At 50.5% G+C, this 24087-nt stretch carries 27 protein-coding genes; 13 read left to right on the top strand and 14 right to left on the bottom strand.

Going from position 1 to position 24087, the window contains the following annotated elements; genetic code table 11:
• The first annotated feature begins 366 nt into the window (after positions 1–366).
• The 6 genes from BEB42_RS01500 to artJ all read left to right on the top strand — a co-directional run bounded on the left by BEB42_RS01500 (position 367) and on the right by artJ (position 4926).
• On the top strand, positions 367–882 hold the full coding sequence (locus tag BEB42_RS01500) for a lipoprotein (protein ID WP_074497309.1): 516 nt from the start codon (positions 367–369) through the stop codon (positions 880–882).
• Between the two features lie 217 nt (positions 883–1099).
• Positions 1100–1828 (top strand): arginine ABC transporter ATP-binding protein ArtP, encoded by a 729-nt coding sequence (gene artP, locus BEB42_RS01505; RefSeq protein WP_000027204.1) that lies wholly within the window; start codon positions 1100–1102, stop codon positions 1826–1828.
• Positions 1829–1845: 17 nt separating this feature from the next.
• Positions 1846–2577, top strand: a complete 732-nt coding sequence (artI, locus tag BEB42_RS01510) for an arginine ABC transporter substrate-binding protein ArtI (protein ID WP_000756580.1) — start codon at positions 1846–1848, stop codon at positions 2575–2577.
• A gap of 6 nt (positions 2578–2583) precedes the next feature.
• The gene (gene artQ / locus BEB42_RS01515; RefSeq protein WP_001001698.1) at positions 2584–3300 is read left to right on the top strand and encodes an arginine ABC transporter permease ArtQ; all 717 of its coding nucleotides are present in this window, start codon (positions 2584–2586) and stop codon (positions 3298–3300) included.
• Positions 3300–3968: an arginine ABC transporter permease ArtM gene (gene artM / locus BEB42_RS01520; RefSeq protein WP_000895401.1), complete on the top strand. Its 669-nt coding sequence runs from the start codon at positions 3300–3302 to the stop codon at positions 3966–3968. The genes artQ and artM overlap by 1 nt, the downstream gene beginning before the upstream one ends.
• Positions 3969–4194: 226 nt before the next feature.
• Positions 4195–4926, top strand: coding sequence for an arginine ABC transporter substrate-binding protein ArtJ (artJ, locus tag BEB42_RS01525; RefSeq protein WP_001353326.1), 732 nt, complete (start codon positions 4195–4197; stop codon positions 4924–4926).
• A gap of 174 nt (positions 4927–5100) precedes the next feature.
• Here artJ and rlmC read toward each other — a convergent pair whose 3' ends face one another.
• The 10 genes from rlmC to BEB42_RS01580 all read right to left on the bottom strand — a co-directional run bounded on the left by rlmC (position 5101) and on the right by BEB42_RS01580 (position 13833).
• The gene (gene rlmC / locus BEB42_RS01530) at positions 5101–6228 is read right to left on the bottom strand and encodes a 23S rRNA (uracil(747)-C(5))-methyltransferase RlmC (protein WP_001149690.1); all 1128 of its coding nucleotides are present in this window, start codon (positions 6226–6228) and stop codon (positions 5101–5103) included.
• Between the two features lie 40 nt (positions 6229–6268).
• Complete coding sequence (locus BEB42_RS01535; RefSeq protein WP_000389258.1) at positions 6269–6757, bottom strand: YbjO family protein; 489 nt, start codon at positions 6755–6757, stop codon at positions 6269–6271.
• 59 nt (positions 6758–6816) lie between these two features.
• Complete coding sequence (gene potI, locus BEB42_RS01540) at positions 6817–7662, bottom strand: putrescine ABC transporter permease PotI (protein WP_001061668.1); 846 nt, start codon at positions 7660–7662, stop codon at positions 6817–6819.
• Positions 7659–8612, bottom strand: a complete 954-nt coding sequence (potH, locus tag BEB42_RS01545) for a putrescine ABC transporter permease PotH (protein ID WP_000105436.1) — start codon at positions 8610–8612, stop codon at positions 7659–7661. The genes potI and potH overlap by 4 nt, the downstream gene beginning before the upstream one ends.
• A 9-nt stretch (positions 8613–8621) precedes the next feature.
• Positions 8622–9755, bottom strand: coding sequence for a putrescine ABC transporter ATP-binding subunit PotG (gene potG, locus BEB42_RS01550; protein ID WP_000995995.1), 1134 nt, complete (start codon positions 9753–9755; stop codon positions 8622–8624).
• Positions 9756–9849: 94 nt separating this feature from the next.
• A complete protein-coding gene (gene potF, locus BEB42_RS01555; protein ID WP_000126076.1) occupies positions 9850–10962 on the bottom strand; it encodes a spermidine/putrescine ABC transporter substrate-binding protein PotF in 1113 nt (370 codons plus the stop codon).
• A 350-nt stretch (positions 10963–11312) separates the two neighbouring features.
• Positions 11313–11789, bottom strand: coding sequence for a YbjN domain-containing protein (locus BEB42_RS01565; RefSeq protein WP_000203025.1), 477 nt, complete (start codon positions 11787–11789; stop codon positions 11313–11315).
• Between the two features lie 87 nt (positions 11790–11876).
• Complete coding sequence (rimK, locus tag BEB42_RS01570; protein WP_000684325.1) at positions 11877–12779, bottom strand: 30S ribosomal protein S6--L-glutamate ligase; 903 nt, start codon at positions 12777–12779, stop codon at positions 11877–11879.
• Positions 12780–12839: 60 nt separating this feature from the next.
• A complete protein-coding gene (gene nfsA / locus BEB42_RS01575) occupies positions 12840–13562 on the bottom strand; it encodes a nitroreductase NfsA (RefSeq protein ID WP_000189133.1) in 723 nt (240 codons plus the stop codon).
• Positions 13546–13833, bottom strand: a complete 288-nt coding sequence (locus tag BEB42_RS01580; protein ID WP_001201580.1) for a DUF1418 family protein — start codon at positions 13831–13833, stop codon at positions 13546–13548. Before BEB42_RS01580 ends, nfsA begins: the two co-directional genes overlap by 17 nt.
• 159 nt (positions 13834–13992) lie before the next feature.
• Between BEB42_RS01580 and grxA the strand changes: the two genes are divergently transcribed.
• Positions 13993–14250: a glutaredoxin 1 gene (gene grxA / locus BEB42_RS01585; protein WP_001195228.1), complete on the top strand. Its 258-nt coding sequence runs from the start codon at positions 13993–13995 to the stop codon at positions 14248–14250.
• 29 nt (positions 14251–14279) lie between these two features.
• Here the strand turns inward: grxA and BEB42_RS01590 are convergent, their stop codons facing one another.
• A complete protein-coding gene (locus BEB42_RS01590) occupies positions 14280–14657 on the bottom strand; it encodes an inner membrane protein YbjM (RefSeq protein ID WP_000681110.1) in 378 nt (125 codons plus the stop codon).
• Between the two features lie 269 nt (positions 14658–14926).
• Here BEB42_RS01590 and BEB42_RS01595 point away from each other — a divergent pair, with 269 nt between their 5' ends.
• Positions 14927–16612: an aspartate:alanine antiporter gene (locus BEB42_RS01595; RefSeq protein WP_001024876.1), complete on the top strand. Its 1686-nt coding sequence runs from the start codon at positions 14927–14929 to the stop codon at positions 16610–16612.
• A 174-nt stretch (positions 16613–16786) separates the two neighbouring features.
• Here the strand turns inward: BEB42_RS01595 and rcdA are convergent, their stop codons facing one another.
• Positions 16787–17323 (bottom strand): DNA-binding transcriptional regulator RcdA, encoded by a 537-nt coding sequence (rcdA, locus tag BEB42_RS01600; RefSeq protein WP_001295289.1) that lies wholly within the window; start codon positions 17321–17323, stop codon positions 16787–16789.
• Positions 17324–17406: 83 nt separating this feature from the next.
• Here rcdA and BEB42_RS01605 point away from each other — a divergent pair, with 83 nt between their 5' ends.
• The 3 genes from BEB42_RS01605 to ybjH all read left to right on the top strand — a co-directional run bounded on the left by BEB42_RS01605 (position 17407) and on the right by ybjH (position 19800).
• A complete protein-coding gene (locus BEB42_RS01605; RefSeq protein ID WP_000217860.1) occupies positions 17407–18615 on the top strand; it encodes an MFS transporter in 1209 nt (402 codons plus the stop codon).
• Positions 18615–19430 carry a 5-amino-6-(5-phospho-D-ribitylamino)uracil phosphatase gene (ybjI, locus tag BEB42_RS01610; RefSeq protein WP_001353328.1) on the top strand — a complete coding sequence of 272 codons (816 nt, stop codon included), beginning with the start codon at positions 18615–18617 and terminating at the stop codon, positions 19428–19430. Before BEB42_RS01605 ends, ybjI begins: the two co-directional genes overlap by 1 nt.
• 85 nt (positions 19431–19515) lie before the next feature.
• Entirely contained in the window at positions 19516–19800 is a 285-nt protein-coding gene (gene ybjH / locus BEB42_RS01615; RefSeq protein WP_000605480.1) for a protein YbjH, read from the top strand.
• Between the two features lie 40 nt (positions 19801–19840).
• Here the strand turns inward: ybjH and mdfA are convergent, their stop codons facing one another.
• Entirely contained in the window at positions 19841–21073 is a 1233-nt protein-coding gene (gene mdfA / locus BEB42_RS01620) for a multidrug efflux MFS transporter MdfA (protein WP_105267121.1), read from the bottom strand.
• Positions 21074–21358: 285 nt separating this feature from the next.
• Here mdfA and ybjG point away from each other — a divergent pair, with 285 nt between their 5' ends.
• Together ybjG and deoR are read left to right on the top strand one after the other, a co-directional pair.
• Positions 21359–21955, top strand: coding sequence for an undecaprenyl-diphosphate phosphatase (ybjG, locus tag BEB42_RS01625; RefSeq protein ID WP_000892317.1), 597 nt, complete (start codon positions 21359–21361; stop codon positions 21953–21955).
• A gap of 57 nt (positions 21956–22012) precedes the next feature.
• Positions 22013–22771: a DNA-binding transcriptional repressor DeoR gene (deoR, locus tag BEB42_RS01630; RefSeq protein WP_000450121.1), complete on the top strand. Its 759-nt coding sequence runs from the start codon at positions 22013–22015 to the stop codon at positions 22769–22771.
• Between the two features lie 46 nt (positions 22772–22817).
• Here the strand turns inward: deoR and dacC are convergent, their stop codons facing one another.
• Positions 22818–24020 carry a serine-type D-Ala-D-Ala carboxypeptidase gene (gene dacC / locus BEB42_RS01635; RefSeq protein WP_024218656.1) on the bottom strand — a complete coding sequence of 401 codons (1203 nt, stop codon included), beginning with the start codon at positions 24018–24020 and terminating at the stop codon, positions 22818–22820.
• Positions 24021–24087: the final 67 nt, after the last annotated feature.

Raw genomic sequence — 24087 nt, forward strand, 5'->3', positions numbered from 1 at the left:
TTTTGTCAATCATAGAAAAGAATCTTGGTCACCTATCATGCGTTATAAATGTGCAACTGGCTTCCTGCAGATGCTCTTAACTTCTACAGCAGGATTTATACCAGCGTTTCAGAACTATCATATTTACCTTAAATGATCATTTCAGTCTTATAACACGCTCAGCCTCACAAATGGTTTACACTGTCTATTGTTTGGGTAATTTAAGTAAGTCAGCTACGATCAACCTTGAATGGGGAGCCAGCAATGGACTTAAGCCTAATCGGGTCTTCAGATTGTTTCAGAATTGTATAAAAAACAATGTATTAAATAATCTGATTGTTTTTGGTCATAGTGTGACGCAGAAAGCAAGCCAATAAGGAAATGATTATGCGCTACCGTTCACTATCTCTACTTATTCCATGTGCACTGCTGCTGAGTGCCTGTACCACCGTCATGCCAGCTTATAAAGATAACGGCCCCCGCACCGGTTCCTGTGTCCAGGGTGGACCTGACAGCGTGGCTCAACAATTCTATGACTACCGCATTCAACATCGCAGCAATGACATTACCGCTCTGCGCCCCTATTTGAGTGACAAACTGGCAACCCTACTTAGCGATGCCAGCCGCGATAATAGTCATCGTGAATTGTTAAGCAGCGATCCGTTCTCCAGTCGAACCACCTTGCCAGACAGCGCCCACGTTGCCAGTGCATCTACTATCCCTAATCGTGATGCCCGTAACATTCCTTTGCGCGTGGATCTCAAACAGGGTGACCAGGGCTGGCAGGATGAAGTGTTAATGATTCAGGAAGGCCAGTGTTGGGTCATCGACGATGTGCGTTACTTAGGCGGTAGCGTTCATGCCACAGCAGGTACACTCCGTCAGTCAATCGAGAATCGCTAACGCCTTGATCAACCAATAACCCCCATAAATTGTCCGGCATTTCGTGAGGAATGCCGACATTTATGCTCGCCGCCCACCGCCCCCGTTATTTTGTGCTATGTTTAGTGAATAATGCGCTTTGCTTTTAACTTTTAAAGCAGAAATATTGCATAATTATTCTGTCAAAGGTACTATCTTCGACCTCAATAGCTATCAGACTGCCAGTATACGAGTGTCAATGAGTATTCAATTAAACGGCATTAATTGCTTTTACGGCGCGCATCAGGCGCTGTTCGATATCACGCTGGATTGCCCACAGGGCGAAACGCTGGTGTTACTTGGCCCCAGTGGCGCGGGTAAAAGCTCGCTGCTGCGTGTACTCAATCTGCTTGAGATGCCGCGCTCCGGTACGCTCAACATTGCAGGCAACCATTTCGATTTCACCAAAACGCCCTCAGACAAAGCGATTCGCGATCTGCGTCGTAACGTCGGTATGGTGTTTCAACAATACAACCTGTGGCCGCACCTCACCGTGCAGCAAAACCTGATTGAAGCGCCCTGTCGTGTACTGGGATTGAGTAAAGATCAGGCGCTGGCCCGTGCAGAAAAATTGCTGGAACGTTTGCGTCTAAAACCTTATAGCGATCGTTATCCGCTGCATCTTTCTGGTGGTCAGCAGCAGCGTGTTGCTATTGCGCGTGCGTTGATGATGGAACCGCAGGTACTGCTGTTCGATGAACCGACCGCCGCGCTGGACCCGGAAATTACGGCACAAATCGTCAGCATCATTCGTGAGCTGGCAGAAACCAATATTACCCAGGTGATCGTCACCCACGAAGTGGAAGTGGCGCGTAAAACCGCCAGCCGTGTGGTGTATATGGAAAATGGTCATATCGTAGAACAAGGCGACGCGCGCTGCTTTACCGAGCCGCAAACCGAAGCATTTAAAAACTATCTCTCTCACTAAGATTCGGGATAACAACAATGAAAAAAGTTCTGATTGCCGCGTTAATTGCAGGTTTTAGTCTTTCCGCCACAGCTGCCGAAACTATTCGTTTTGCCACCGAAGCCTCCTATCCTCCGTTTGAATCAATGGATGCAAACAACCAGATCGTTGGTTTTGACGTCGACCTGGCGCAGGCATTGTGTAAAGAGATTGATGCGACCTGCACTTTCTCTAACCAGGCGTTTGACAGCCTGATCCCAAGCCTGAAATTCCGTCGCGTAGACGCGGTGATGGCTGGTATGGATATCACCCCGGAGCGTGAAAAGCAGGTGCTGTTTACCACGCCGTACTATGACAACTCTGCCCTGTTTGTGGGTCAACAAGGTAAATACACCAGCGTTGATCAGCTGAAAGGCAAAAAAGTCGGCGTTCAGAACGGGACGACGCACCAGAAATTCATTATGGATAAACATCCGGAAATCACCACGGTTCCTTATGATAGCTACCAGAACGCAAAACTCGATCTGCAAAACGGTCGTATCGACGGCGTTTTTGGTGACACCGCAGTGGTAACCGAATGGCTGAAAGATAACCCGAAACTGGCGGCTGTCGGCGACAAAGTAACCGATAAAGATTACTTCGGTACTGGCCTCGGCATCGCGGTACGTCAGGGCAACACTGAACTGCAGCAGAAATTCAACACTGCGCTGGAAAAAGTGAAGAAAGATGGCACTTACGAAACCATCTACAACAAATGGTTCCAGAAGTAATACCTGATGAATGAATTTTTTCCTTTAGCAAGCGCCGCCGGGATGACCGTCGGCCTTGCCGTTTGTGCATTGATTGTCGGACTGGCGCTGGCGATGTTCTTTGCGGTGTGGGAGTCAGCAAAATGGCGTCCTGTCGCGTGGGCAGGTTCAGCGCTGGTGACGATTCTGCGTGGTCTGCCAGAAATTCTGGTGGTGCTGTTTATCTATTTTGGCTCCTCTCAGTTACTGCTGACGCTTTCGGATGGCTTCACCATCAATCTTGGGATCGTACAGATCCCGGTGCAGATGGACATTGAGAACTTCGACGTTAGCCCGTTCCTGTGTGGGGTTATCGCCCTGTCGCTGCTGTATGCCGCCTATGCCTCGCAAACCCTGCGTGGCGCACTGAAAGCGGTACCGGTGGGCCAGTGGGAATCCGGTCAGGCGCTGGGGCTGTCGAAATCGGCTATCTTTTTCCGCCTGGTGATGCCACAGATGTGGCGTCATGCGTTGCCTGGCCTCGGTAACCAGTGGCTGGTACTGCTAAAAGATACCGCATTGGTCAGTTTGATAAGTGTGAATGACTTAATGCTGCAAACCAAAAGCATCGCCACTCGTACCCAGGAGCCATTTACCTGGTACATTGTGGCGGCGGCGATTTACCTGGTGATTACCCTGTTGAGTCAGTACATTCTCAAACGCATTGACCTGCGCGCGACACGTTTTGAGCGGAGGCCTGGCTGATGCTTGAGTATTTACCCGAACTAATGAAAGGGCTACATACCAGCCTGACGCTAACCGTTGCCTCGCTGATTGTGGCGCTGATTCTGGCGTTAATTTTTACCATCATCCTGACGCTGAAAACGCCGGTACTGGTGTGGCTGGTGCGGGGCTATATCACGCTGTTTACCGGTACGCCGCTGCTGGTGCAGATCTTTCTGATTTACTACGGGCCGGGCCAGTTCCCGACGTTACAGGAATATCCGGCACTGTGGCATCTGTTATCAGAACCGTGGTTATGCGCGCTGATTGCGTTGTCACTGAACAGTGCGGCGTATACCACGCAGCTGTTTTACGGTGCAATTCGTGCGATCCCGGAAGGTCAGTGGCAATCCTGTAGTGCCCTGGGGATGAGCAAAAAAGATACGCTGGCGATCCTGCTGCCGTATGCCTTTAAACGCTCACTCTCTTCTTATTCCAACGAAGTTGTGCTGGTGTTTAAAAGTACCTCTCTGGCTTACACCATTACGCTGATGGAAGTGATGGGTTACAGCCAGTTGTTGTACGGACGCACCTACGATGTCATGGTGTTCGGCGCGGCGGGAATTATTTACCTGGTCGTCAACGGCCTGCTGACACTGATGATGCGTTTGATCGAGCGCAAAGCGCTGGCGTTCGAGCGACGGAATTAATGTTATCTACGTGCTAATGCCGGGTGCAGCGTGCACGCCTTATCCGGCCTACATAGTGCATAGATTAATATAATAAAGACGGACAACCCACTAAGTTGTCCGTCTTTTTTTATTTATTATGAATTATTTAATCATATTTATTGCATATAAATTCACTTGATGGCATTGTTATCTCATGCCGCAGACACGGCCAAAAATCATAAGATTGACAGACGGGAGTTCCATCATGAAAAAGTTAGTTCTTGCCGCTTTACTTGCATCCTGTGCATTCGGCGCTTCTGCCGCAGAGAAAATCAATTTCGGCGTATCCGCGACCTATCCTCCCTTTGAATCTATAGGTGCTAATAATGAAATTGTCGGCTTTGATATCGACCTGGCAAAAGCGTTATGCAAACAGATGCAGGCAGAATGTACTTTTACCAATCACGCTTTCGACAGCCTCATCCCGTCACTGAAATTCAGAAAATATGACGCCGTTATCTCCGGTATGGATATCACGCCGGAACGTAGCAAGCAGGTATCATTTACCACGCCCTACTACGAAAACTCAGCTGTTGTGATTGCCAAAAAAGATACCTACAAAACGTTTGCCGACCTGAAAGGCAAACGCATTGGGATGGAAAACGGTACAACGCACCAGAAATATATTCAGGATCAACACCCGGAAGTAAAAACTGTATCCTATGACAGTTATCAAAATGCCTTTATCGACCTGAAAAATGGTCGTATTGATGGGGTATTTGGTGACACAGCGGTGGTAAACGAATGGCTGAAAACCAATCCGCAACTGGGCGTTGCTACTGAGAAAGTGACCGACCCGCAGTACTTCGGCACCGGTCTGGGCATCGCTGTACGTCCGGATAATAAAGCCCTGCTGGAAAAACTGAATAACGCACTGGCAGCGATTAAAGCAGATGGTACGTATCAGAAAATCAATGACCAGTGGTTCCCGCAGTAATCGGGACTGATGACAAAAGTAAGATTGCCTGATGCGCTACGCTTATCAGGCCTACATTTACCCTGCAATGCATTGATTTAGCACGATTTTGTAGGCCGAACAAGGCGCTCACGCCGCATCCGACATGAACAACGCGCACCTTATCAGCAATCTGAAGCCGCACCTGCGGCTTTTTTATTGCTTCACCAACAGTGTCAGCACTTCATAGTGCGCGGTGTGCGGGAACATATCAAAAAGCTGTACCCGTTCAATACGATAACCTGACAGTTCGCGGATATCTTTGGCCATCGTTTGGGCGTTACAGCTGGAGTAGATGATAAAACGCGGTGCCATCGTTGAAAGATAATCACACAGCGGTTTACCAATGCCGCGGCGCGGCGGGTTAACCAGCACCAGCTCCGGCACCTCCCCCTGAGCGGTGGCAAACTGAGTGGAATCCAGCGCCTGAAATTGCAAACGCGTTAAGCCCAGTTCAGCGGCTGACTGCTTCGCACAGGCAATGGCCTCTGGCGCAATTTCGATCCCGGTTAACTGCATGTCAGGCGTCGCGCAGTGTAAACCAAAGCCGCCCACGCCACAGAACAGATCCCACATATGTTTAACCGGCAACTGTCGTACCCAGTCGCGCGCAGTAGCGTACAGCTGGCTGGCGACCACCGGATTAGTCTGGAAGAAACTTTGTGGACGGATCCACAGCGGCACATCGTTAAAACGCTCAGCCAGCGCCTGTTGTTCGCTCAGATAAATCTCCGTCTCCCCTTCCATAATCGCCATATGTACCGGCTGAATATTGACGGTAATAACTTTCAGCTGCGGCAGTTGTGCCTGTAACCACGGCAGCGCCTTACGCAGTTGTGCCAGCTTAGTGTCAGAACGCAGTACAAAGCGCAGCATCATGCCGCCATCACTTTGGCTTTCAGTCAGCAGAATGTATTTCAGTTCGCCACGCTTACGCGCCACGTTGTAGGGTGTTAACCCCGCACGGGCGATAAACGGTTTTAACGCCGCAAAAACGGGCGCAAATGAGGAGGGATAAAGCGGACAATCGCAAAGGTCTTCTGGTGTGCCGTCGCGATGCAGCATACCGAGCAGTGGTTTTTCAACGCTACCACTCACCACCATTTTGGCTTTATTACGAAACCCTTGCTCCGGGCCTGACACCGGCTCGCACCATTCCTCAACCGAAAAGTCGGCGAGCAGATTTTTAAGATCGGCGGTTTTAGCGGAGAGTTGCTCTGGAATCAGCTGCGTTATCCACTGACAGGAACGACAGCGACCCGCGTCGTAAAGTGCGCACTGCATACATTGACCTTCACATCATCAGGGGCGACGATTATACACATTATTGCAACTGGAAGAACCGCCGACTGGTCGAGGGAACGAACAGTAGCAACAGGATGAGCATATCCGGCAACTTCTGCAGCATCAGGCTATGGAAGATTTCACGTTTTGATTCACCGGGAATGCTGAACAGCTCCGGATAACCATACCCCAGCGAAGCCGCCCACAAATAACTGGCGGCCGTGATTTGTGTCAACAGATACAGCCAGCGCGCCCAGCGACGCCCTTTCACCAGTGAAAACGCACACCAGATCTCAATGAAAACCAGCACCAGGCTGCTTAAAAAGACCAGTGTTAAACTCCAGGTTTGTACGCTGCGATGAATGAACTCGCCAATACCGCGCACGCCCAGCGTATTGAAAATCATCAGCACGTCGAGGCCACGGATCATAATAATGGCGAGCGCCGCCACCTGCACCAGCGCAGGCACATTCAGGCGAGCATGAGATGAAGATGTTTTCTTAAAAAATCCCAACGTTTCGTCTTCCATGAAAACAATGCCGCGACATGCGCGGCATTATGTAGCCAGGTTGGCAAATTTTAGTGTCTTCAGCCACGTCTTGCACGCTGGATGTCGCGTATCCGCTGTTTTTCTGCGCGCGCCATCAGATACCAGGCGATAAATCCGACAATTCCGACCGCACCGAGGATCAATGTTGCCAGGGCGTTGATTTCCGGATTCACCCCCATCCGCACGCTGGAAAAGACCAGCATCGGTAACGTGGTGGCTCCCGGCCCGGAAACAAAGCTGGCGATAACCAGATCATCAAGCGACAAAGTAAAAGCCAGTAACCAGCCAGAAATGATCGCGGGCATGATCATCGGTAGCGTAATGACGAAAAACACTTTCAGCGGCGTCGCACCGAGATCCATCGCTGCTTCTTCAATGGAACGGTCCAGCTCCCGCAGACGCGACGAAATAACGACTGCCACATAAGCCGTACAGAAAGTGACATGCGCCAGCCAGATGGTGAGCATGCCTCGCTCCGCAGGCCAGCCGATGGCATGTGCAAGTGCGACGAATAACAACAACAGCGACAAGCCCGTGATCACATCCGGCATTACCAATGGCGCAGTGATCATAAAGGCAAAGCCATTTGATCCGCGAAACCGACCAAAGCGTACCAGTACCACTGCCGCAATCGTCCCGAGGATCGCCGCCGCCGTTGCCGCACAGGCAGCTATTGTCAGGCTTAAACCAACCGCACTCATCATCGCGTCATCGCGCAATAATTCGCCATACCAGCGCGTTGACCAGCCGGCCCACACCGTCACCAGCTTCGAGCTGTTGAATGAATAGATCACCAGCATCAGCATTGGCGCGTAGAGAAAGGTGAAGCCCAACAGCAAAATCACAATTCGCCAGGGCGAACGAACCACCGGTAAATTATTCATCCGTGTTCTCCCACGCTTTTTTGCTGATGCTTGTGGAACCACATTATCGGCACAATTAACAGCAACAACATGATGATCGCTACCGCCGAGGCCACCGGCCAGTCGCGGTTATTGAAAAACTCCTGCCACAGCACGCGCCCGATCATGATGCTGTCCGGGCCACCGAGCAGTTCAGGGATCACAAACTCGCCCACAGCCGGGATAAACACCAGCATCGATCCGGCAATAATCCCGCCTTTGGTCAGCGGCACGATCACAGTAAAGAACGTTTTCAGCGGTCGTGCACCGAGATCCAGTGCCGCTTCCACCAGCGAATAATCAATACGAATCAACGCGGTATAAATCGGCAGCACCATAAACGGTACATAGGCATAAACAATGCCGATATAAACAGCCAGGTTTGTATGCAGAATGGTCAGCGGCTGGTCGATAACTCCCAGCCATAGCAGAAAGTTATTCAGCACGCCGTTATTTTTTAATATTCCCATCCAGGCATAGACGCGGATCAGAAACGAGGTCCACGACGGCAGGATCACCAGCAGCAATAAGATATTGCGGGTCGAAGGCTTACTGTGCGCCACCGCCCACGCCAGCGGATAGCCGATCAGTAAACAACAAATTGTCGAAATCGCCGCCACCTGTAACGACTGGAGATATGCATCGAAATAGAGCGGATCGTCAGTCAGTTGCAGGAAATTACCAAGATTGAGGGTGATGGAAAGTTGCCCGTCAGCCCACTCCATCAGTTCGGTATAAGGTGGAATAGCGCGCGCCATCTCCGCCAGACTTATTTTAAAGACGATCAGAAATGGCAGCAGAAACAGTAAGATCAACCAGATATACGGCAACGCAATGACCAGTTTTCTCCCATGCTTCATTTGCAGCTGCGACAACCACAGCTTAAATCCGCCCGGCGGTTTCGACTGGGCAGCAGGTTCAAGTGTACTCATCTTTGCTCCTTAAACCGTCAGCACCACACAACTGTCCACTTCCCAGCACAAACGCACTTCGTCGCCCCAGGTCGGTAACCCTTTGCGATAACGATGGGCGTTTTGTAGCTGGGCGCTAATCATCTGCCCGCTTTTTAGACGAACGTGATAGACCGAAAGATCGCCGAGATAGGCAATGTGCATCACCTCCCCTACCGCGAAGTTACAACCATTGGCGGGCGGCTCCTCGCAGAGCATGATTTTTTCCGGACGCAGCGCCACATGCACCGGCACGTTATCGACCACCGAAGCATCTACATCAACTTTCAGTGGATGCACCAGCCCCGGCGAATAAAGCACCAGACCATCTTCCTGACGCTCTTTGAGTACACCTTCAAAGACGTTTACCGAACCGATAAATTCAGCGCTATAGCGGGTGGTCGGATGCTCGTAGATCTCTTCCGGCTCGCCAATCTGGACAAATTTCCCACGATTCATAATGGCAATACGCCCCGCCATGGTCATCGCCTCTTCCTGATCGTGGGTGACCATCACACAAGTCACACCAACGCGCTCCAGAATATCCACCACTTCAAGCTGCATCCGGTCACGCAGTTTTTTATCCAGCGCGCCCATCGGCTCGTCGAGCAGTAATAGTTTCGGACGTTTGGCGAGGCTTCGGGCCAGCGCCACACGCTGTCGCTGACCGCCGGAAAGCTGGTGCGGTTTGCGTTTGGCGAACTCCTGCATATGTACCAGGTCGAGCATCTCGTTGACCCGGCTGGCAATTTCTGCTTTCGGCAGTTTGTCCTGTTTCAGGCCAAAGGCGATGTTCTGCTCCACGGTCATATGCGGAAACAGCGCGTAAGATTGAAACATCATATTGATGGGACGCAGATAAGGCGGCACCTGTGACAAATCGACGCCATCAAGCATAATCTGCCCGGCAGAAGGTTGTTCGAAACCTGCCAGCATACGCAGTAGCGTGGACTTGCCACAGCCGGATGCGCCCAGCAGCGCGAAGATTTCGCCTTTATAGATGGTCAGGCTGACATCATCGACCGCATGCTGACCATCGTAAGATTTAGTCAGATTACGGATTTCTAATAGCGGCGTCAGCGCCTTACGGGTTTTCGCCTGGGGGCGAGGGATAGCGTCATTCACGGCTGCTCTCCGGCATTGAATGTGTGCAAGCGCACCCTGATGGTGCGAATTGCCGGCGGGTGTGGTGCGCCCGTCCGGCATCTACGGCTGCGGATTATTTTCCGCTCTTCACTTTGGTCCACGCGCGGGTGCGCACACGGTCGATTTTCGGATCCTGCACTTTCAGAGTGAACAGCTTCGCACGGACATCCGCAGGCGGGTAAATACCGGGGTTATCACGCACTTCCGCGCTTACCAGCGACGTAGCTTCTTTGTTCGCGTTGGCATAGAACACATGGTCAGAGATATGCGCTACGACATCCGGACGCAGCAGGTAATTCAGGAACTGATAAGCTTCGTCTTTATTTTTGGCATCCGCAGGCATGGCAAATACATCAAAGAATGCCATCGCCCCTTCTTTCGGAATCGAGAACGAGACATTCACGCCATTCTTTGCTTCCTTCGCGCGGTTTGACGCCTGCCAGACATCGCCCGCCCAGCCAATAGCGACGCAGATATCGCCGTTTGCCAGGTCGTTAATGTATTGAGATGAATGGAAATAACGAATGTTCGGGCGCAACTTTAACAGCAGATCGGTTGCCGGTCCGGTGTAATCATCTGCTTTAGTGCTGTTGGGATCTTTACCGAGATAATTCAGCACGGTAGCAAACACTTCTTCCGGTGCATCAAGGAAAGAGACGCCGCAGCTTTTCAGTTTTTCCAGATTTTCAGGTTTGAGGATCAAGTCCCAGCTATCGACGGGCGCGTTTTCGCCCAGCACCGCTTTAACTTTATCGACGTTATAACCAATCCCGGTCGTCGCCCACATATAGGGCATAGCAAATTTATTGTCGGGATCGTGTTTGGCGACCAACTTCAGCAGTTCCGGGTCGAGATTCTTCCACTCCGGCAATTTGCTTTTATCCAGCGGCTGGAAAACTCCCGCAGTCAACTGGCGCTCCAGAAAGCTGGCAGATGGAACCACCAGGTCAAAGCCGGTGCTCCCTGCCATTAATTTGCCTTCCAGTACTTCGTTAGAGTCGAAAACATCGTAGACGACTTTAATACCGGTTTCTTTTTCAAAATTGGCCACCGTGTCCGGGGCGATATAATCAGACCAGTTATAAATGTGGAGTGTTTTTTGTTCAGCCGCGAGCGTGCCGACAGAGACGGCCATCAGAGCACCCGCAACCAGACCCGATAGCCATTTTTTATTTAAGGCGGTCATATCTCTTTCCTTCTGAAAGTTCGTTAACAAACGAACAAAAGTTGTCACACTGAAAGATATGCAATATTCGCGCATATTTTTTATCGGCTCGGTGTAAGAAAAGAGAACTCTCTCCCGGCCAGCACTGCTCGCTATATAAAAGCATCGCAAGAATAACTTTAGCCAGGGTTTGAGACTATAGCTCGGATTAAAAAACGGTATTTAACAAATTTTTATGCGTATTTGCTCTATGTGATAAAGCCAAATCGGCACAAGGGAAGTGAAATAATCTTTAAGAAAAGGTTAAAAACAGCAGATAATTTTGCAGCACGCAGTCACTGCGGCAGCGACTGCGTACTCGAAAGGAGTTATCAGTGGAGGAAATAGTTTTCGGTAACGTTGTTTTGCCCTTCATCGTCAGTCGGTAACAGCAGTTGATGGGCATTAGCTTCAAGAATGACCATCGAAATCTGCTCTTCGCTCTGACGCACGAACCATGCAAACTGCTCATAGGTTACGCCCTGCATAACGGATAAAGACTGGCAAACCACCAGCTTTGGCAGATTATCATCCTGCATATCAAGAAATGCTTTCACGGTCAGCGAACTGGCATTGATGGCTGATAAATCCGCCGCCAGCGGCAATACGGCTGAAGGTCGGACTTCCGCCATGGCAGAAAACAGGATCGTGTTATCGATCAGATCGATTTTGGCATCAAAGACACCGTCGAAATTCTGCATATGGGGCAGATGCAGAGCCTGACAGTTATCACATTCAAAAAAACTCATCCCCAGGTCATCGAGCCATTGACGCAACGTATCCAGACCAGGAACGACCAGCGATGTCATAATTTTGTACAACCTCTTCCGATAAAAAGACCGGCACAGCTTACGCAAAAAGCGCAGGCAAAACCATGATCAGTAATGTGATTGCGACTAACCACCCGTTTTCAGGCAATATTCTGTCGTGGCGTGGCGTTCGATCCAACGGATCATTTTACTCGCGATGTCGATACCGGTGGTTTTTTCTATTCCTTCCAGCCCCGGCGACGCATTCACCTCCATCACCAATGGCCCGCGATTAGCACGCAGAATATCCACACCAGCAACGTCCAGCGCCATCGTTCGCGCGGCTTTTATCGCGATTTCACGCTCCTGTGGTGTGATACTGGCGACGCTTGCCGCGCCTCCACGATGCAAATTGGAACGAAAATCGCCCTCTTTCGCCCGCCGTTCAATCGCAGCGACCACTTCATCGCCAACAACCAGACAGCGGATATCGCACCCTTGCGCCTCTTTGATATATTCCTGCACCAAAATATGCGCGTTCAGACCGCGGAAAGCGTCAATCACGCTTTCCGCCGCCTGACGCGTCTCCGCCAGCACGACACCAATTCCCTGCGTACCTTCAACCAGCTTAACCACCAGCGGCGCACCACCGACCATGTCGATTAAATCGCTGGTATCATCCGGCGAATGCGCAATGCCCGTGACAGGCAGGTCGATGCCCTGACGCGCCAGCAGTTGCATGGAACGCAATTTGTCACGCGCCCGGGCAATGGCGACCGACTCATTGAGCGGATAGCTCCCCAGCATCTCGAACTGGCGCAGTGCCGCCGTCCCATAAAAGGTAATGGCGGTGCCAATACGCGGGATCACTGCGTCAAAATGGGGTAACTTGCGGCCTTTGTAGTGAATAGAAGACGCCGCAGGATTTATGTTCATGTAGCAAGAAAGCGGATCAAGAATTTCAACCAGGTGACCACGCTGTATAGCGGCTTCACGCAGCCGCTTACACGAATAGAGCGTTCCATCCCGGGACAATATGGCAATTTTCACCCTGCACCTCTCTGTCAGACCTGGTCAAAAGCCCGCGTATCATACATCGGCGTGGCGGTTTTAGCGCGTAGCCCAACCCTGTTTGTGCAAATAATCCAGTATAAATGGGCGGCTTTCTTTAATGATTGTTCGGCGGATATGATCGCTCCAGGTATCCCGGCGATTATTGCTGCCACGGGTGAGGTAATATTCCGCCAGCTGCTCGTCATACTGCGCCAGTGCGTCTTTATCCAGCGGTTGATAGCTGTTTTCATGCACCAAAATGGAAGCCGGTAAACGCGGCTTAAGATCCGGATTATCCGCAGGCCAGCCAAGGCACAGCCCAAACAGCGGCAGAACATGCTGCGGTAATTTCAGCAGTTCCGTCACCGCTTCAATATTATTGCGCAGGCCGCCGATATATACCCCGCCCAATCCCAGCGATTCCGCTGCGGTTAACGCATTCTGCGCCATCATTGCCGTATCAACGACACCGAGCAACAGTTGTTCCGCCAGGCCAAGTTGTGCATCCGGACAGATCTGTAAATGGCGGTTAAAGTCGGCACAGAACACCCAAAACTCCGCCGCTTTCGCTACGTGTTTTTGCCCGCCGGTCAGCGTCACCAGTTCATCACGTAACGCTTTGTCGGTAATGCGAATAATGCTACTGCACTGCAAAAAACTGGAACTGGACGTCGCACGGGCGCTGTTAATAATCGCCTCACGCTGCGCTTCGGAAATGGGTTCATCAGTGAAATGGCGAATGGAGCGATGGCCACAAATAAGTTCAATGGTTGGCGTCATTATCTTTTTCTCTTTCTGAACGTGAATATTGCGGTGGACGGTTCATCAGCTGTGGGGCAAGACGTTTTGCCACCTGAAGAATAACCACCACCGCAGCGGGAAGCATGAGCAAAACACCGAGAAAAATCATCAGAATCTGCACCTCTGGCCGAGAAAATGGCTCAGGCAGCGACAGGGAGCCGCTTACCGACAGCAGCGCCACCGCCAGCAACATCATTCCGATAAATTCCAGTATCAACACGCTTTTAGGCAATTTACCGATCGCGCGCATACGCTTCCCTCTGCAAAGTGAGCCTTCAGTCTAAAACTTTTCACTGTACTGTGTTTAACAGTTATAGCTTTTAGCAATTAATGCAACAGGTTAAACCTACTTTCAGCGAATACATTTTAGCGTGATCATTACAGGCATAAGTCTATGAGGAGAGAAACAATGCAAACCGTTATTTTTGGTCGTCCGGGTTGCCCTTACTGTGTGCGCGCAAAAGATCTGGCTGAGAAGTTGAGCAATGAACGCGATGATTTTCAGTATCAGTATATAGATATTCGTGCGGAAGGGATCACTAAAGAAGATCTACAACAAAAGGCAGGTAAACCCGTAGAAACCGTGCCGCAAATTTTTGTCGATCAGCAACATATCGGCGGCTATACCGATTTTGCTGCATGGGTGAAAGAGAATCTGGACGTCTGATCGTCTGATAAGCCCTCGTGTTGAGGGCTTCATTGATTTTTTCTGTGCTGTGATTTAAACAAACTGCTGATAAATAAGAAACACAATGCCCCCAACGCACACCAGAACACCGCACTTAATAACCATGCCAGCTCTTGCCAGAATGAGCGCGTTGGTGAAAAAAACAGCCGCATTATGAGCATCGAACAGGGTGCCGCCAGCATTGCGCCAAATAGAGGTTTCAGGACTTCTCTACGCTGTGAAAAGAAGCTGGCAACCGCTCCAGGAAGAATGAAAAACAGCAAGCCAATTTCAGGATGCCCGGCAGCCCGAAAAGCGCCTTTCATGTGCGTCGCCAGAAAAAGGCACACCACAATGAAGAGGACAAAACAGCAGATTGCCCCCGCCCAACGTTGTTTATGTTTCACTCGTTCCTCCTGACACTGCGTCTATCGAACACATTTTTCGCCAGTGTGGCGTTCAGTAAGATAAAGCCGCTTCGCATTCCATGCTAATATAGGCCAACGCAATTCATATAGCCGTTGATACCTAATGTGATTACACTAGTAAAATATATTGTTACTTTACTATCGTTTAGGTGCGCTGAATGAATCTGCGCCCTGAATTCTGGTAAAAAACATTATCGTAAATTACCATTTCTTTCAACAGCTTACTAGTAAACAAGAAGTTAGCCTCCGTGAATATAAACGTCGCCGAATTGTTAAATGGGAATTACATTCTGTTATTATTTGTGGTCCTCGCGCTTGGGCTATGTCTCGGAAAATTACGGCTTGGTTCGATCCAACTGGGTAATTCCATTGGCGTTTTAGTCGTATCGCTGTTATTAGGCCAACAACATTTCAGCATTAACACCGACGCGCTTAATCTTGGCTTTATGCTGTTTATTTTCTGCGTCGGGGTCGAAGCTGGACCGAACTTTTTTTCCATTTTTTTTCGCGATGGGAAAAATTACCTAATGTTAGCACTGGTGATGGTTGGCAGTGCGCTGGTGATCGCCTTAGGGTTAGGTAAGCTGTTTGGCTGGGATATTGGCCTGACGGCCGGTATGTTAGCAGGCTCTATGACCTCGACACCGGTTCTGGTCGGTGCTGGCGATACACTGCGTCATTCCGGCATGGAAAGCAGGCAGCTCTCACTGGCACTGGATAATCTGAGCCTCGGGTATGCCTTAACCTATTTAATTGGTCTGGTGAGTTTGATTGTTGGTGCGCGTTACTTGCCGAAATTGCAGCATCAGGACTTACAGACCAGCGCCCAGCAAATCGCCCGCGAACGTGGCCTGGACACAGATGCCAACCGTAAGGTTTATTTGCCGGTGATCCGCGCCTACCGCGTCGGCCCGGAGCTGGTAGCCTGGACCGACGGCAAAAATCTGCGTGAACTGGGTATTTATCGACAAACTGGCTGTTACATTGAACGTATTCGGCGTAACGGGATTCTGGCAAATCCAGACGGTGATGCCGTGCTGCAAATGGGCGATGAAATAGCGTTGGTAGGCTATCCCGACGCCCACGCCCGACTCGATCCCAGTTTCCGTAATGGCAAAGAAGTTTTTGATCGCGACCTCCTCGACATGCGTATCGTCACTGAAGAAGTGGTCGTTAAAAACCATAACGCTGTTGGCAAACGTCTCGCACAACTGAAGTTGACCGATCACGGTTGCTTCCTTAACCGCGTCATTCGTAGCCAGATTGAGATGCCGATTGATGACAACGTCGTGCTTAACAAAGGTGACGTTTTACAAGTCAGCGGCGATGCCCGTCGCGTAAAAACCATCGCCGATCGCATCGGCTTTATCTCGATTCACAGCCAGGTCACTGACTTGCTGGCATTCTGCGCCTTCTTTGTTATTGGGCTGATGATCGGGATGATCACCTTCCAGTTCAGCACATTCAGCTTCGGCATGGGGAACGCTGCCGGTTTGCTATTCGCCGGAATTATGCTGGGCTTTATGCGTGCTAACCATCCGACATTCGGTTACATTCCGCAGGGTGCGTTAAGTATGGTGAAAGAGTTCGGCTTGATGGTATTTATGGCAGGTGTTGGACTAAGCGCTGGTAGCGGTATTAATAACGGCTTGGGCGCAATTGGCGGTCAGATGTTGATTGCCGGATTGATTGTCAGTCTGGTGCCAGTGGTTATCTGCTTCCTGTTCGGTGCTTATGTATTGCGAATGAACCGCGCACTGTTGTTCGGCGCAATGATGGGCGCACGCACCTGCGCGCCGGCAATGGAGATCATCAGTGATACAGCTCGCAGTAATATCCCGGCGCTGGGCTATGCGGGCACTTACGCAATCGCCAACGTCCTGCTGACGCTGGCAGGGACAATCATCGTCATGGTATGGCCAGGATTAGGATAAAACTGAAGTTGCCCTGAAAATGAAATTTTTTTGCACAACCGCAGAACTTTTCCGCAGGGCATCAGTCTTAATTAGTGCCACTGCTTTTCTTTGATGTCCCCATTTTGTGGAGCCCATCAACCCCGCCATTTTGGTTCAAGGTTGGTGGGTTTTTTGTTATCTAAAATTTATCTACTACCCGGCAACCCTCTCAACCATCCTCAAAATCTCCTCGCGCGATAGCGGCTTACGGTCGGTGACAAAATGCAGCGTCATCCCCTCAATAAACGCATCAAGCGCGCGGGCGGTTCCGGGTTCAAACCATTGTTCGAGCGTTTGCTGACTGCGCTGCATCCAGTTTTGCATTACCGTTTTTAATAGCGGTTTTCGGCTAGCCAGCGCGTAGAGCTGGTACATCAGCTCCATGTTATCCGGCGTTGCAACCTGTGAGCTGTAGATCATATCGGTGATAGCCTGGCATGCGCCCGGAGCATCACTAACATCGCTAAAAAATGCCTGATATTGCCGGGACATGATCTCGGTAAAACTGCTGAACGCCTCCAGCAACAACTCATCAATCCCTGAAAAATAGTAGGTCATCGATCCTAATGGTACCCCGGCAAGGGTAGCGATTTTGCGGTGCGTAACGGCATGTATTCCGTAAAGTTTCACCGCCTCCAGTGTGGCCTGGATGATTTTTTCTCGCCGTTGCGGATCGTTAGCGCGACGCATGTCATTTCCTCTCTCTGCAATTGTGTACAAATGTACACAACCTTGCTAATGTTGTCTTCCCTCTTCTTATTTTGACGTGATCTATGACCGTAAATTCTTCACGTAATGCATTGAAACGCCGAACCTGGGCGCTGTTTATGTTCTTCTTTTTGCCGGGCCTGTTAATGGCGTCCTGGGCAACTCGTACACCTGCTATCCGCGATATTCTTTCTGTTTCGATCGCTGAAATGGGCGGAGTCCTCTTTGGTCTGTCGATCGGTTCAATGAGCGGTATTCTCTGCTCGGCGTGGTTAGTGAAACGCTTTGGGACGCGTAATGTCATCCTGGTCACGATGTCCTGCGCATTGATCGGGATGATGATATTAAGTCTGGCACTCTGGCTGACATCGCCCCTGCTCTTTGCCGTTGGTCTCGGCGTCTTTGGGGCAAGTTTTGGTTCTGCAGAAGTGGCGATAAACGTTGAAGGTGCCGCCGTTGAGCGAGAAATGAATAAGACGGTTTTGCCGATGATGCACGGTTTTTATAGCCTGGGCACGCTGGCAGGCGCTGGTGTCGGGATGGCACTGACGGCCTTTGGCGTTCCGGCAACGGTGCACATTTTATTGGCGGCGCTGGTAGGCATCGCGCCTATTTATATCGCCATTCAGGCAATCCCTGACGGTACGGGCAAAAATGCTGCCGATGGCACCCAGCATGGTGAAAAAGGCGTACCTTTTTATCGCGATATCCAGTTGCTGCTGATTGGTGTCGTGGTTCTGGCGATGGCCTTTGCCGAAGGTTCTGCCAACGACTGGTTACCCTTATTAATGGTTGACGGTCACGGTTTTAGCCCTACTTCCGGCTCGCTGATTTATGCCGGTTTTACCCTGGGGATGACTGTTGGACGCTTTACCGGCGGTTGGTTCATCGACCGTTATAGTCGCGTTGCCGTGGTTCGGGCCAGTGCACTGATGGGAGCGTTGGGTATTGGGCTGATTATTTTTGTCGATAGCGCCTGGGTCGCTGGGGTGTCTGTTGTACTTTGGGGACTGGGTGCCTCGCTGGGCTTCCCGCTGACCATTTCTGCCGCCAGCGATACCGGCCCCGATGCACCGACCCGCGTCAGCGTGGTAGCAACGACCGGTTATCTGGCTTTCCTCGTCGGGCCGCCGCTGCTGGGCTATCTCGGCGAACATTATGGATTACGTAGTGCAATGCTGGTTGTACTGGCGCTGGTTATTCTTGCGGCTATTGTCGCGAAAGCCGTCGCCAAACCCAATACCAAAACGCAGACGGCGATGGAGAATAGTTGATGAGCATTAAATTAATTGCGGTAGACATGGATGGTACTTTCTTAAGCGATCAAAAAACCTATAACCGTGAGCGGTTTATGGCTCAGTATCAGCAGATGAAAGCACAAGGCATTCGCTTTGTGGTCGCCAGCGGGAATCAATATTATCAGTTGATCTCTTTCTTCCCTGAAATTGCTAATGAAATTGCCTTTGTGGCTGAAAACGGCGGTTGGGTTGTAAGCGAAGGCAAAGATGTTTTTAATGGCGAGCTGTCGAAGGATGCGTTTGCTACTGTGGTGGAACATTTACTGACGCGCCCAGAAGTGGAAATTATTGCCTGCGGAAAAAATAGCGCCTATACCCTCAAAAAATATGACGATGCCATGAAAACGGTGGCGGAAATGTATTATCACCGTCTGGAATACGTCGATAACTTTGATAATTTAGAAGATATCTTCTTTAAGTTTGGCCTGAATCTTTCCGATGAACTGATTCCACAAGTGCAAAAAGCATTACATGAGACCATCGGCGATATTATGGTGCCGGTCCACACCGGCAACGGCAGCATCGATCTGATTATCCCCGGCGTACATAAAGCGAATGGCCTGCGCCAACTTCAGAAATTATGGGGAATAGACGACAGCGAAGTGGTGGTCTTCGGCGATGGTGGTAACGATATTGAGATGCTGCGTCAGGCAGGCTTTAGTTTTGCGATGGAAAATGCCGGCAGCGCGGTCGTCGCAGCGGCAAAATACCGGGCAGGCTCCAATAATCATGAAGGTGTACTGGATGTGATCGATAAAGTTCTTAAACACGAAGCGCCTTTTGATCAATAAAAACGGTAGCACGCCCGGCAACACAAAGCCTGAATGAAGGCTGCATAATTCGCAGAAATTAACCCGCTGCATTATTTCAGGCAAAATGATTATGAAAAATTGTCTACTGTTGGGCGCGCTTTTAATGGGCTTTACTGGTGTGGCGATGGCGCAAAGTGTCACCGTCGATGTGCCGAGTGGATACAAAGTGGTTGTGGTCCCTGATTCAGTCAGCGTTCCACAAGCAGTCAGCGTCGCGACTGTGCCGCAAACCGTCTATGTGGCTCCTGCGCCAGCTCCGGCTTACCGCCCGCATCCGTATGTTCGCCATCTTGCCAGCGTAGGTGAAGGGATGGTTATCGAACACCAGATTGATGACCATCACCATTAATTTGAAAATGCCTGATTGCTTTGCGCAACCAGGCATTTTTTTACCCTTCGTGCGAATTACCCATCTGTTTATCTTTTAAAAAGATAACCATCAGCAGCAGCCACAAAATCCCGTTGGCAAGGTTGAAGAGATTAAACAGGCCGTTGCCCCCATTCAGCCAGGCATGTTTGCTGATTTCAATACCGACGGTAAAAATAAGCATTTGCAACATTCCCATCGCCGCAGAAACCGTACCTTTACTCATATCGCTGGCAAACAGGGTCAATCGCACCAATCCCGCATTCGCCAGGCCAATACCGAAAGCATAAATACTTAACCCGGCGGTCATCCACAAATACGCGTGCGATGAGATAACCGTTGCCGCAGCAGCGACCAACAGGCCAATCATAATCGGCCAGCCGCCCATAATAATCAACGAACGTACGGTGCGGCGCGAGGTCAGACGCGCTAGCAGCAAGTTACCCGCAATTAATGCCCCGAAAATAGGCACTTGCAGCAAGCCATATTCATAGCTACTCAACTGCTCGCCGGTAATGATGATAATCGGCGACTGGGCGATCCACGCCAGCAACGGCAGGCTAACAAAACCCAGCGCCAGTGCCCCTGCCACAAAGCGACCGTTCTTCAGCACCAGCTTATAGTCACGACCGAGTTCTTGCAGCGACAGTTTCTCGCCTATACGCGTGGCGGTTTCAGGCATGGCTCGTTGCAGACCGAAAAAGGAGATCGCTGCCAATGAGGCAAACAAGACGAACATCCCTTCCCAGGGCAGCACATGGATCCACGCCGCGCCCACCAGCGGACCAAGTAGCGGAGCAATCAGCGCCACGTTCGCCATCAGCGCGGTGATCTTGATACAAACCGCCTCTTCGAAGGACTCCTGAATTGCGGCGTAACCCACAGCGCCAATGAAACAGAGGCTTATGCCCTGCAAGAAGCGCAACAGCGTGAATTGTTCAATGTTTTGCGCCAGTAATATCGCCAGACAAGTGATGATAAACCACACTACTCCCGCCAGCATCACCGGACGGCGACCAATACGATCCGACAGTGGTCCCAGCAGCCACTGTAAAAACATCCCGCCCGCCAGATACGCGGTCATCGAAGTAGGAACCCAATCAATGCCCGCCTGATATTGTTCCACCACGGCCAACATACCGGGTTGAATCATATCGTTGCCGATATAGGTTGAAAATTCGTAAAGCACCAGACAGAGAGGGAAAAGTAACGCCTGACGTCCAAGCCTGGCACCGGAAGCTAATCTATTTTGCATGCAATTTCTTCGCCAATAATAATCGCGCAAAGTTTAATAAAAGCGCAGCTAACGAGAAAGCGAATTTTGTAGCTGAAACTTCGGTTAAGCACATTCTTACATTATTGCGAGTATAGCTACGCTTTCTTTAAGTTTTATTTAACCTATGCTCGTTACAATCAGCCACCGTAAACAGGGCCGCTTGAGGGAAATAAGACGATGCCGCTTTACCCAGTTTAACCTGCACTTTATTCTCAACGACTTGCCTGTATTGGCTCCCTTTTAATCACTTTGCGTCGGGAAGTTATGCTGGAAAATTTGAATCTCTCTCTATTCTCTCTTATTAACGCGACGCCAGACTCGGCTCCGTGGATGATCTCGTTGGCGATTTTTATTGCTAAAGATTTGATTACCGTGGTGCCGCTGCTGGCCGCAGTACTTTGGTTGTGGGGGCTTACAGCACAACGGCAACTGGTGATAAAAATCGCTATCGCGCTGGCGGTCAGCCTGTTTGTGTCCTGGACGATGGGGCATCTTTTTCCGCACGACCGACCCTTTGTCGAGAATATCGGCTATAACTTCCTGCATCATGCGGCGGATGACTCATTCCCGAGCGATCATGGTACGGTAATTTTCACCTTTGCACTGGCATTTTTATGCTGGCATCGCCTGTGGTCCGGTTCCCTTTTAATGGTACTGGCTGTTGTCATTGCCTGGTCGCGCGTTTATCTTGGCGTGCACTGGCCGCTGGATATGCTCGGTGGATTGCTGGCAGGTATGATTGGCTGCCTTAGCGCTCAGATTATCTGGCAAGCGATGGGGCATAAACTCTATCAACGTCTGCAATCGTGGTATCGTTTCTGTTTTGCATTACCGATCCGCAAAGGCTGGGTGCGTGACTGATCTCTGCTAAAAAGTGTAGTATTGAGCGGCTCGCTTCAATAACTATTCAGAGGGATTATGGAAACACGTCGCGAAGAGCGTATCGGGCAGCTGCTGCAAGAATTAAAACGCAGCGATAAGTTACATCTTAAAGACGCCGCCGCCCTGCTTGGGGTTTCGGAGATGACGATTCGTCGCGATCTGAACAACCACAGTGCGCCCGTCGTTTTGCTCGGCGGCTATATTGTTCTGGAACCGCGCAGCGCCAGCCATTACCTGTTAAGCGATCAAAAATCCCGCCTGGTGGAAGAAAAACGCCGGGCGGCAAAACTGGCTGCGACGCTGGTAGAACCCGATCAGACCCTCTTTTTTGACTGTGGCACCACCACACCGTGGATTATTGAAGCGATTGATAATGAAATCCCTTTCACCGCCGTTTGTTATTCGCTAAATACCTTTCTGGCACTGAAAGAGAAACCTCATTGCCGCGCGTTTCTTTGCGGTGGTGAATTTCACGCCAGCAACGCCATTTTCAAACCCATCGATTTTCAGCAAACGCTGAATAATTTTTGCCCGGATATCGCTTTTTATTCCGCGGCGGGGGTGCATGTCAGTAAGGGCGCTACCTGTTTTAATCTTGAAGAGTTGCCGGTAAAACACTGGGCCATGTCGATGGCGCAAAAGCATGTGCTGGTTGTCGACCACAGTAAATTTGGCAAGGTGCGTCCGGCACGCATGGGTGACCTGAAACGCTTTGATATTGTAGTGAGCGATTGTTGCCCGGAAGATGAGTATGTGAAGTACGCGCAGACGCAGCGTATTAAGTTGATGTATTAACAACGAATAACCGGATGACGTTTCGCGCCATCCGGTTATCAGAAGATTAAGAGAACCAGCTGCCGAACCACTGATGGAATTTCATCATCACGAAATCCCACATCCGACCAAAGAATCCGCCCTCTTCCACATTTTCCATCACGATCAGCGGACGCTGCTCAATGGATTTACCGTTAAGCTGGAAATCAATGGTGCCGACAACCTGACCTTTTTTCAGCGGTGCGGTAAGCTGCGGTTCCGTTAACGTATAACTCGCTTTCAGGTTTTTCAGCTGCCCACGCGGTATGGTCACGGATCCCGCTTCGCCTGCCCCGAGATTCACTTCGCTCTTATCACCAAACCAGACGTGCTGAGTCACAAAGGTGGCATCAGGTTTAATTGGCGTCACGGTTTCAAAGAAGCGGAAACCCCAGGTCAATAATTTCTCAGACTCATTAAAACGGATACGGTCAGTTTTCGCACCCAGTACTACGGAGATCAAACGCATATCGCCCTGGGTAGCCGAAGCAACCAGATTATATCCCGCGCCTGCCGTGGTTCCTGTCTTCATGCCATCAACATTCAGATTGCTGCTCCATAGCAGACGGTTACGGTTAGGCTGACGAATTTTGTTGAAGGTGAACTCTTTCTCTTTATGAATGGCGTACTCTTCTGGCACATCGTGGATCAATGCTTTACCCAGCAATGCCATATCGCGCGCGGTACTGAACTGCCCCGGCGCATCCAGACCGTGCACCGTCTGGAAGGTCGTGTTGGTCAGCCCCAGTTTTTTGGCATAACCATTCATCAAACCAATAAATGACTCCTGGCTCCCGGCAACGTAATCAGCCAGCGCAATACAGGCGTCATTACCGGACTGGATAATCACGCCTTTGTTCAAGTCTGCCACCGAAACCTGATCGCCTGGTTTGAGGAACATTACCGACGAACCACGCAGTGCCGGGTTTCCCGTCGCCCAGGCATCTTTACCGACCGTCACCATATCGGTGAGTTTAATCTTATCGGCCTTAAGCGCCTGCCCAACCACATAGCTGGTCATGATTTTAGTCAGGCTCGCGGGGTCCAGTTTCTCATCCGCATTGCCTTCTGCCAGCACTTTACCGCTGGCGTAATCCATTAAAATCCATGCACGCGCATCCACGCTTGGCGCTTCAACGGTTTGTTCCGCCGCGAATGCCGTTGGGGCAAAAAGGAATAAAAATGCAGAACCCGCTGCAAGACCACGAAGGAGAGAGGAGTATTGCGTCATAAATGCCACCCGAGTATCCATTCAAAAAAAATACGTTATATCGCCGTATGATAAGTTCGGTGATTAA

This window comes from Escherichia sp. MOD1-EC5990, from assembly GCF_002965285.1.
GTDB lineage: Bacteria > Pseudomonadota > Gammaproteobacteria > Enterobacterales > Enterobacteriaceae > Escherichia > Escherichia coli_F.

What these genes read in the sequence shown, in the direction of transcription:
- BEB42_RS01500 (WP_074497309.1), top strand. Translation starts at nt 367, where the DNA reads ATGCGCTACCGTTCACTATCTCTACTTATTCCATGTGCACTGCTGCTG.
- artP (WP_000027204.1), top strand. Translation starts at nt 1,100, where the DNA reads ATGAGTATTCAATTAAACGGCATTAATTGCTTTTACGGCGCGCATCAG.
- artI (WP_000756580.1), top strand. Translation starts at nt 1,846, where the DNA reads ATGAAAAAAGTTCTGATTGCCGCGTTAATTGCAGGTTTTAGTCTTTCC.
- artQ (WP_001001698.1), top strand. Translation starts at nt 2,584, where the DNA reads ATGAATGAATTTTTTCCTTTAGCAAGCGCCGCCGGGATGACCGTCGGC.
- artM (WP_000895401.1), top strand. Translation starts at nt 3,300, where the DNA reads ATGCTTGAGTATTTACCCGAACTAATGAAAGGGCTACATACCAGCCTG.
- artJ (WP_001353326.1), top strand. Translation starts at nt 4,195, where the DNA reads ATGAAAAAGTTAGTTCTTGCCGCTTTACTTGCATCCTGTGCATTCGGC.
- rlmC (WP_001149690.1), bottom strand. Translation starts at nt 6,228, where the DNA reads ATGCAGTGCGCACTTTACGACGCGGGTCGCTGTCGTTCCTGTCAGTGG.
- BEB42_RS01535 (WP_000389258.1), bottom strand. Translation starts at nt 6,757, where the DNA reads ATGGAAGACGAAACGTTGGGATTTTTTAAGAAAACATCTTCATCTCAT.
- potI (WP_001061668.1), bottom strand. Translation starts at nt 7,662, where the DNA reads ATGAATAATTTACCGGTGGTTCGTTCGCCCTGGCGAATTGTGATTTTG.
- potH (WP_000105436.1), bottom strand. Translation starts at nt 8,612, where the DNA reads ATGAGTACACTTGAACCTGCTGCCCAGTCGAAACCGCCGGGCGGATTT.
- potF (WP_000126076.1), bottom strand. Translation starts at nt 10,962, where the DNA reads ATGACCGCCTTAAATAAAAAATGGCTATCGGGTCTGGTTGCGGGTGCT.
- BEB42_RS01565 (WP_000203025.1), bottom strand. Translation starts at nt 11,789, where the DNA reads ATGACATCGCTGGTCGTTCCTGGTCTGGATACGTTGCGTCAATGGCTC.
- nfsA (WP_000189133.1), bottom strand. Translation starts at nt 13,562, where the DNA reads ATGACGCCAACCATTGAACTTATTTGTGGCCATCGCTCCATTCGCCAT.
- BEB42_RS01580 (WP_001201580.1), bottom strand. Translation starts at nt 13,833, where the DNA reads ATGCGCGCGATCGGTAAATTGCCTAAAAGCGTGTTGATACTGGAATTT.
- grxA (WP_001195228.1), top strand. Translation starts at nt 13,993, where the DNA reads ATGCAAACCGTTATTTTTGGTCGTCCGGGTTGCCCTTACTGTGTGCGC.
- rcdA (WP_001295289.1), bottom strand. Translation starts at nt 17,323, where the DNA reads ATGCGTCGCGCTAACGATCCGCAACGGCGAGAAAAAATCATCCAGGCC.
- BEB42_RS01605 (WP_000217860.1), top strand. Translation starts at nt 17,407, where the DNA reads ATGACCGTAAATTCTTCACGTAATGCATTGAAACGCCGAACCTGGGCG.
- ybjI (WP_001353328.1), top strand. Translation starts at nt 18,615, where the DNA reads ATGAGCATTAAATTAATTGCGGTAGACATGGATGGTACTTTCTTAAGC.
- ybjH (WP_000605480.1), top strand. Translation starts at nt 19,516, where the DNA reads ATGATTATGAAAAATTGTCTACTGTTGGGCGCGCTTTTAATGGGCTTT.
- mdfA (WP_105267121.1), bottom strand. Translation starts at nt 21,073, where the DNA reads ATGCAAAATAGATTAGCTTCCGGTGCCAGGCTTGGACGTCAGGCGTTA.
- ybjG (WP_000892317.1), top strand. Translation starts at nt 21,359, where the DNA reads ATGCTGGAAAATTTGAATCTCTCTCTATTCTCTCTTATTAACGCGACG.
- deoR (WP_000450121.1), top strand. Translation starts at nt 22,013, where the DNA reads ATGGAAACACGTCGCGAAGAGCGTATCGGGCAGCTGCTGCAAGAATTA.
- dacC (WP_024218656.1), bottom strand. Translation starts at nt 24,020, where the DNA reads ATGACGCAATACTCCTCTCTCCTTCGTGGTCTTGCAGCGGGTTCTGCA.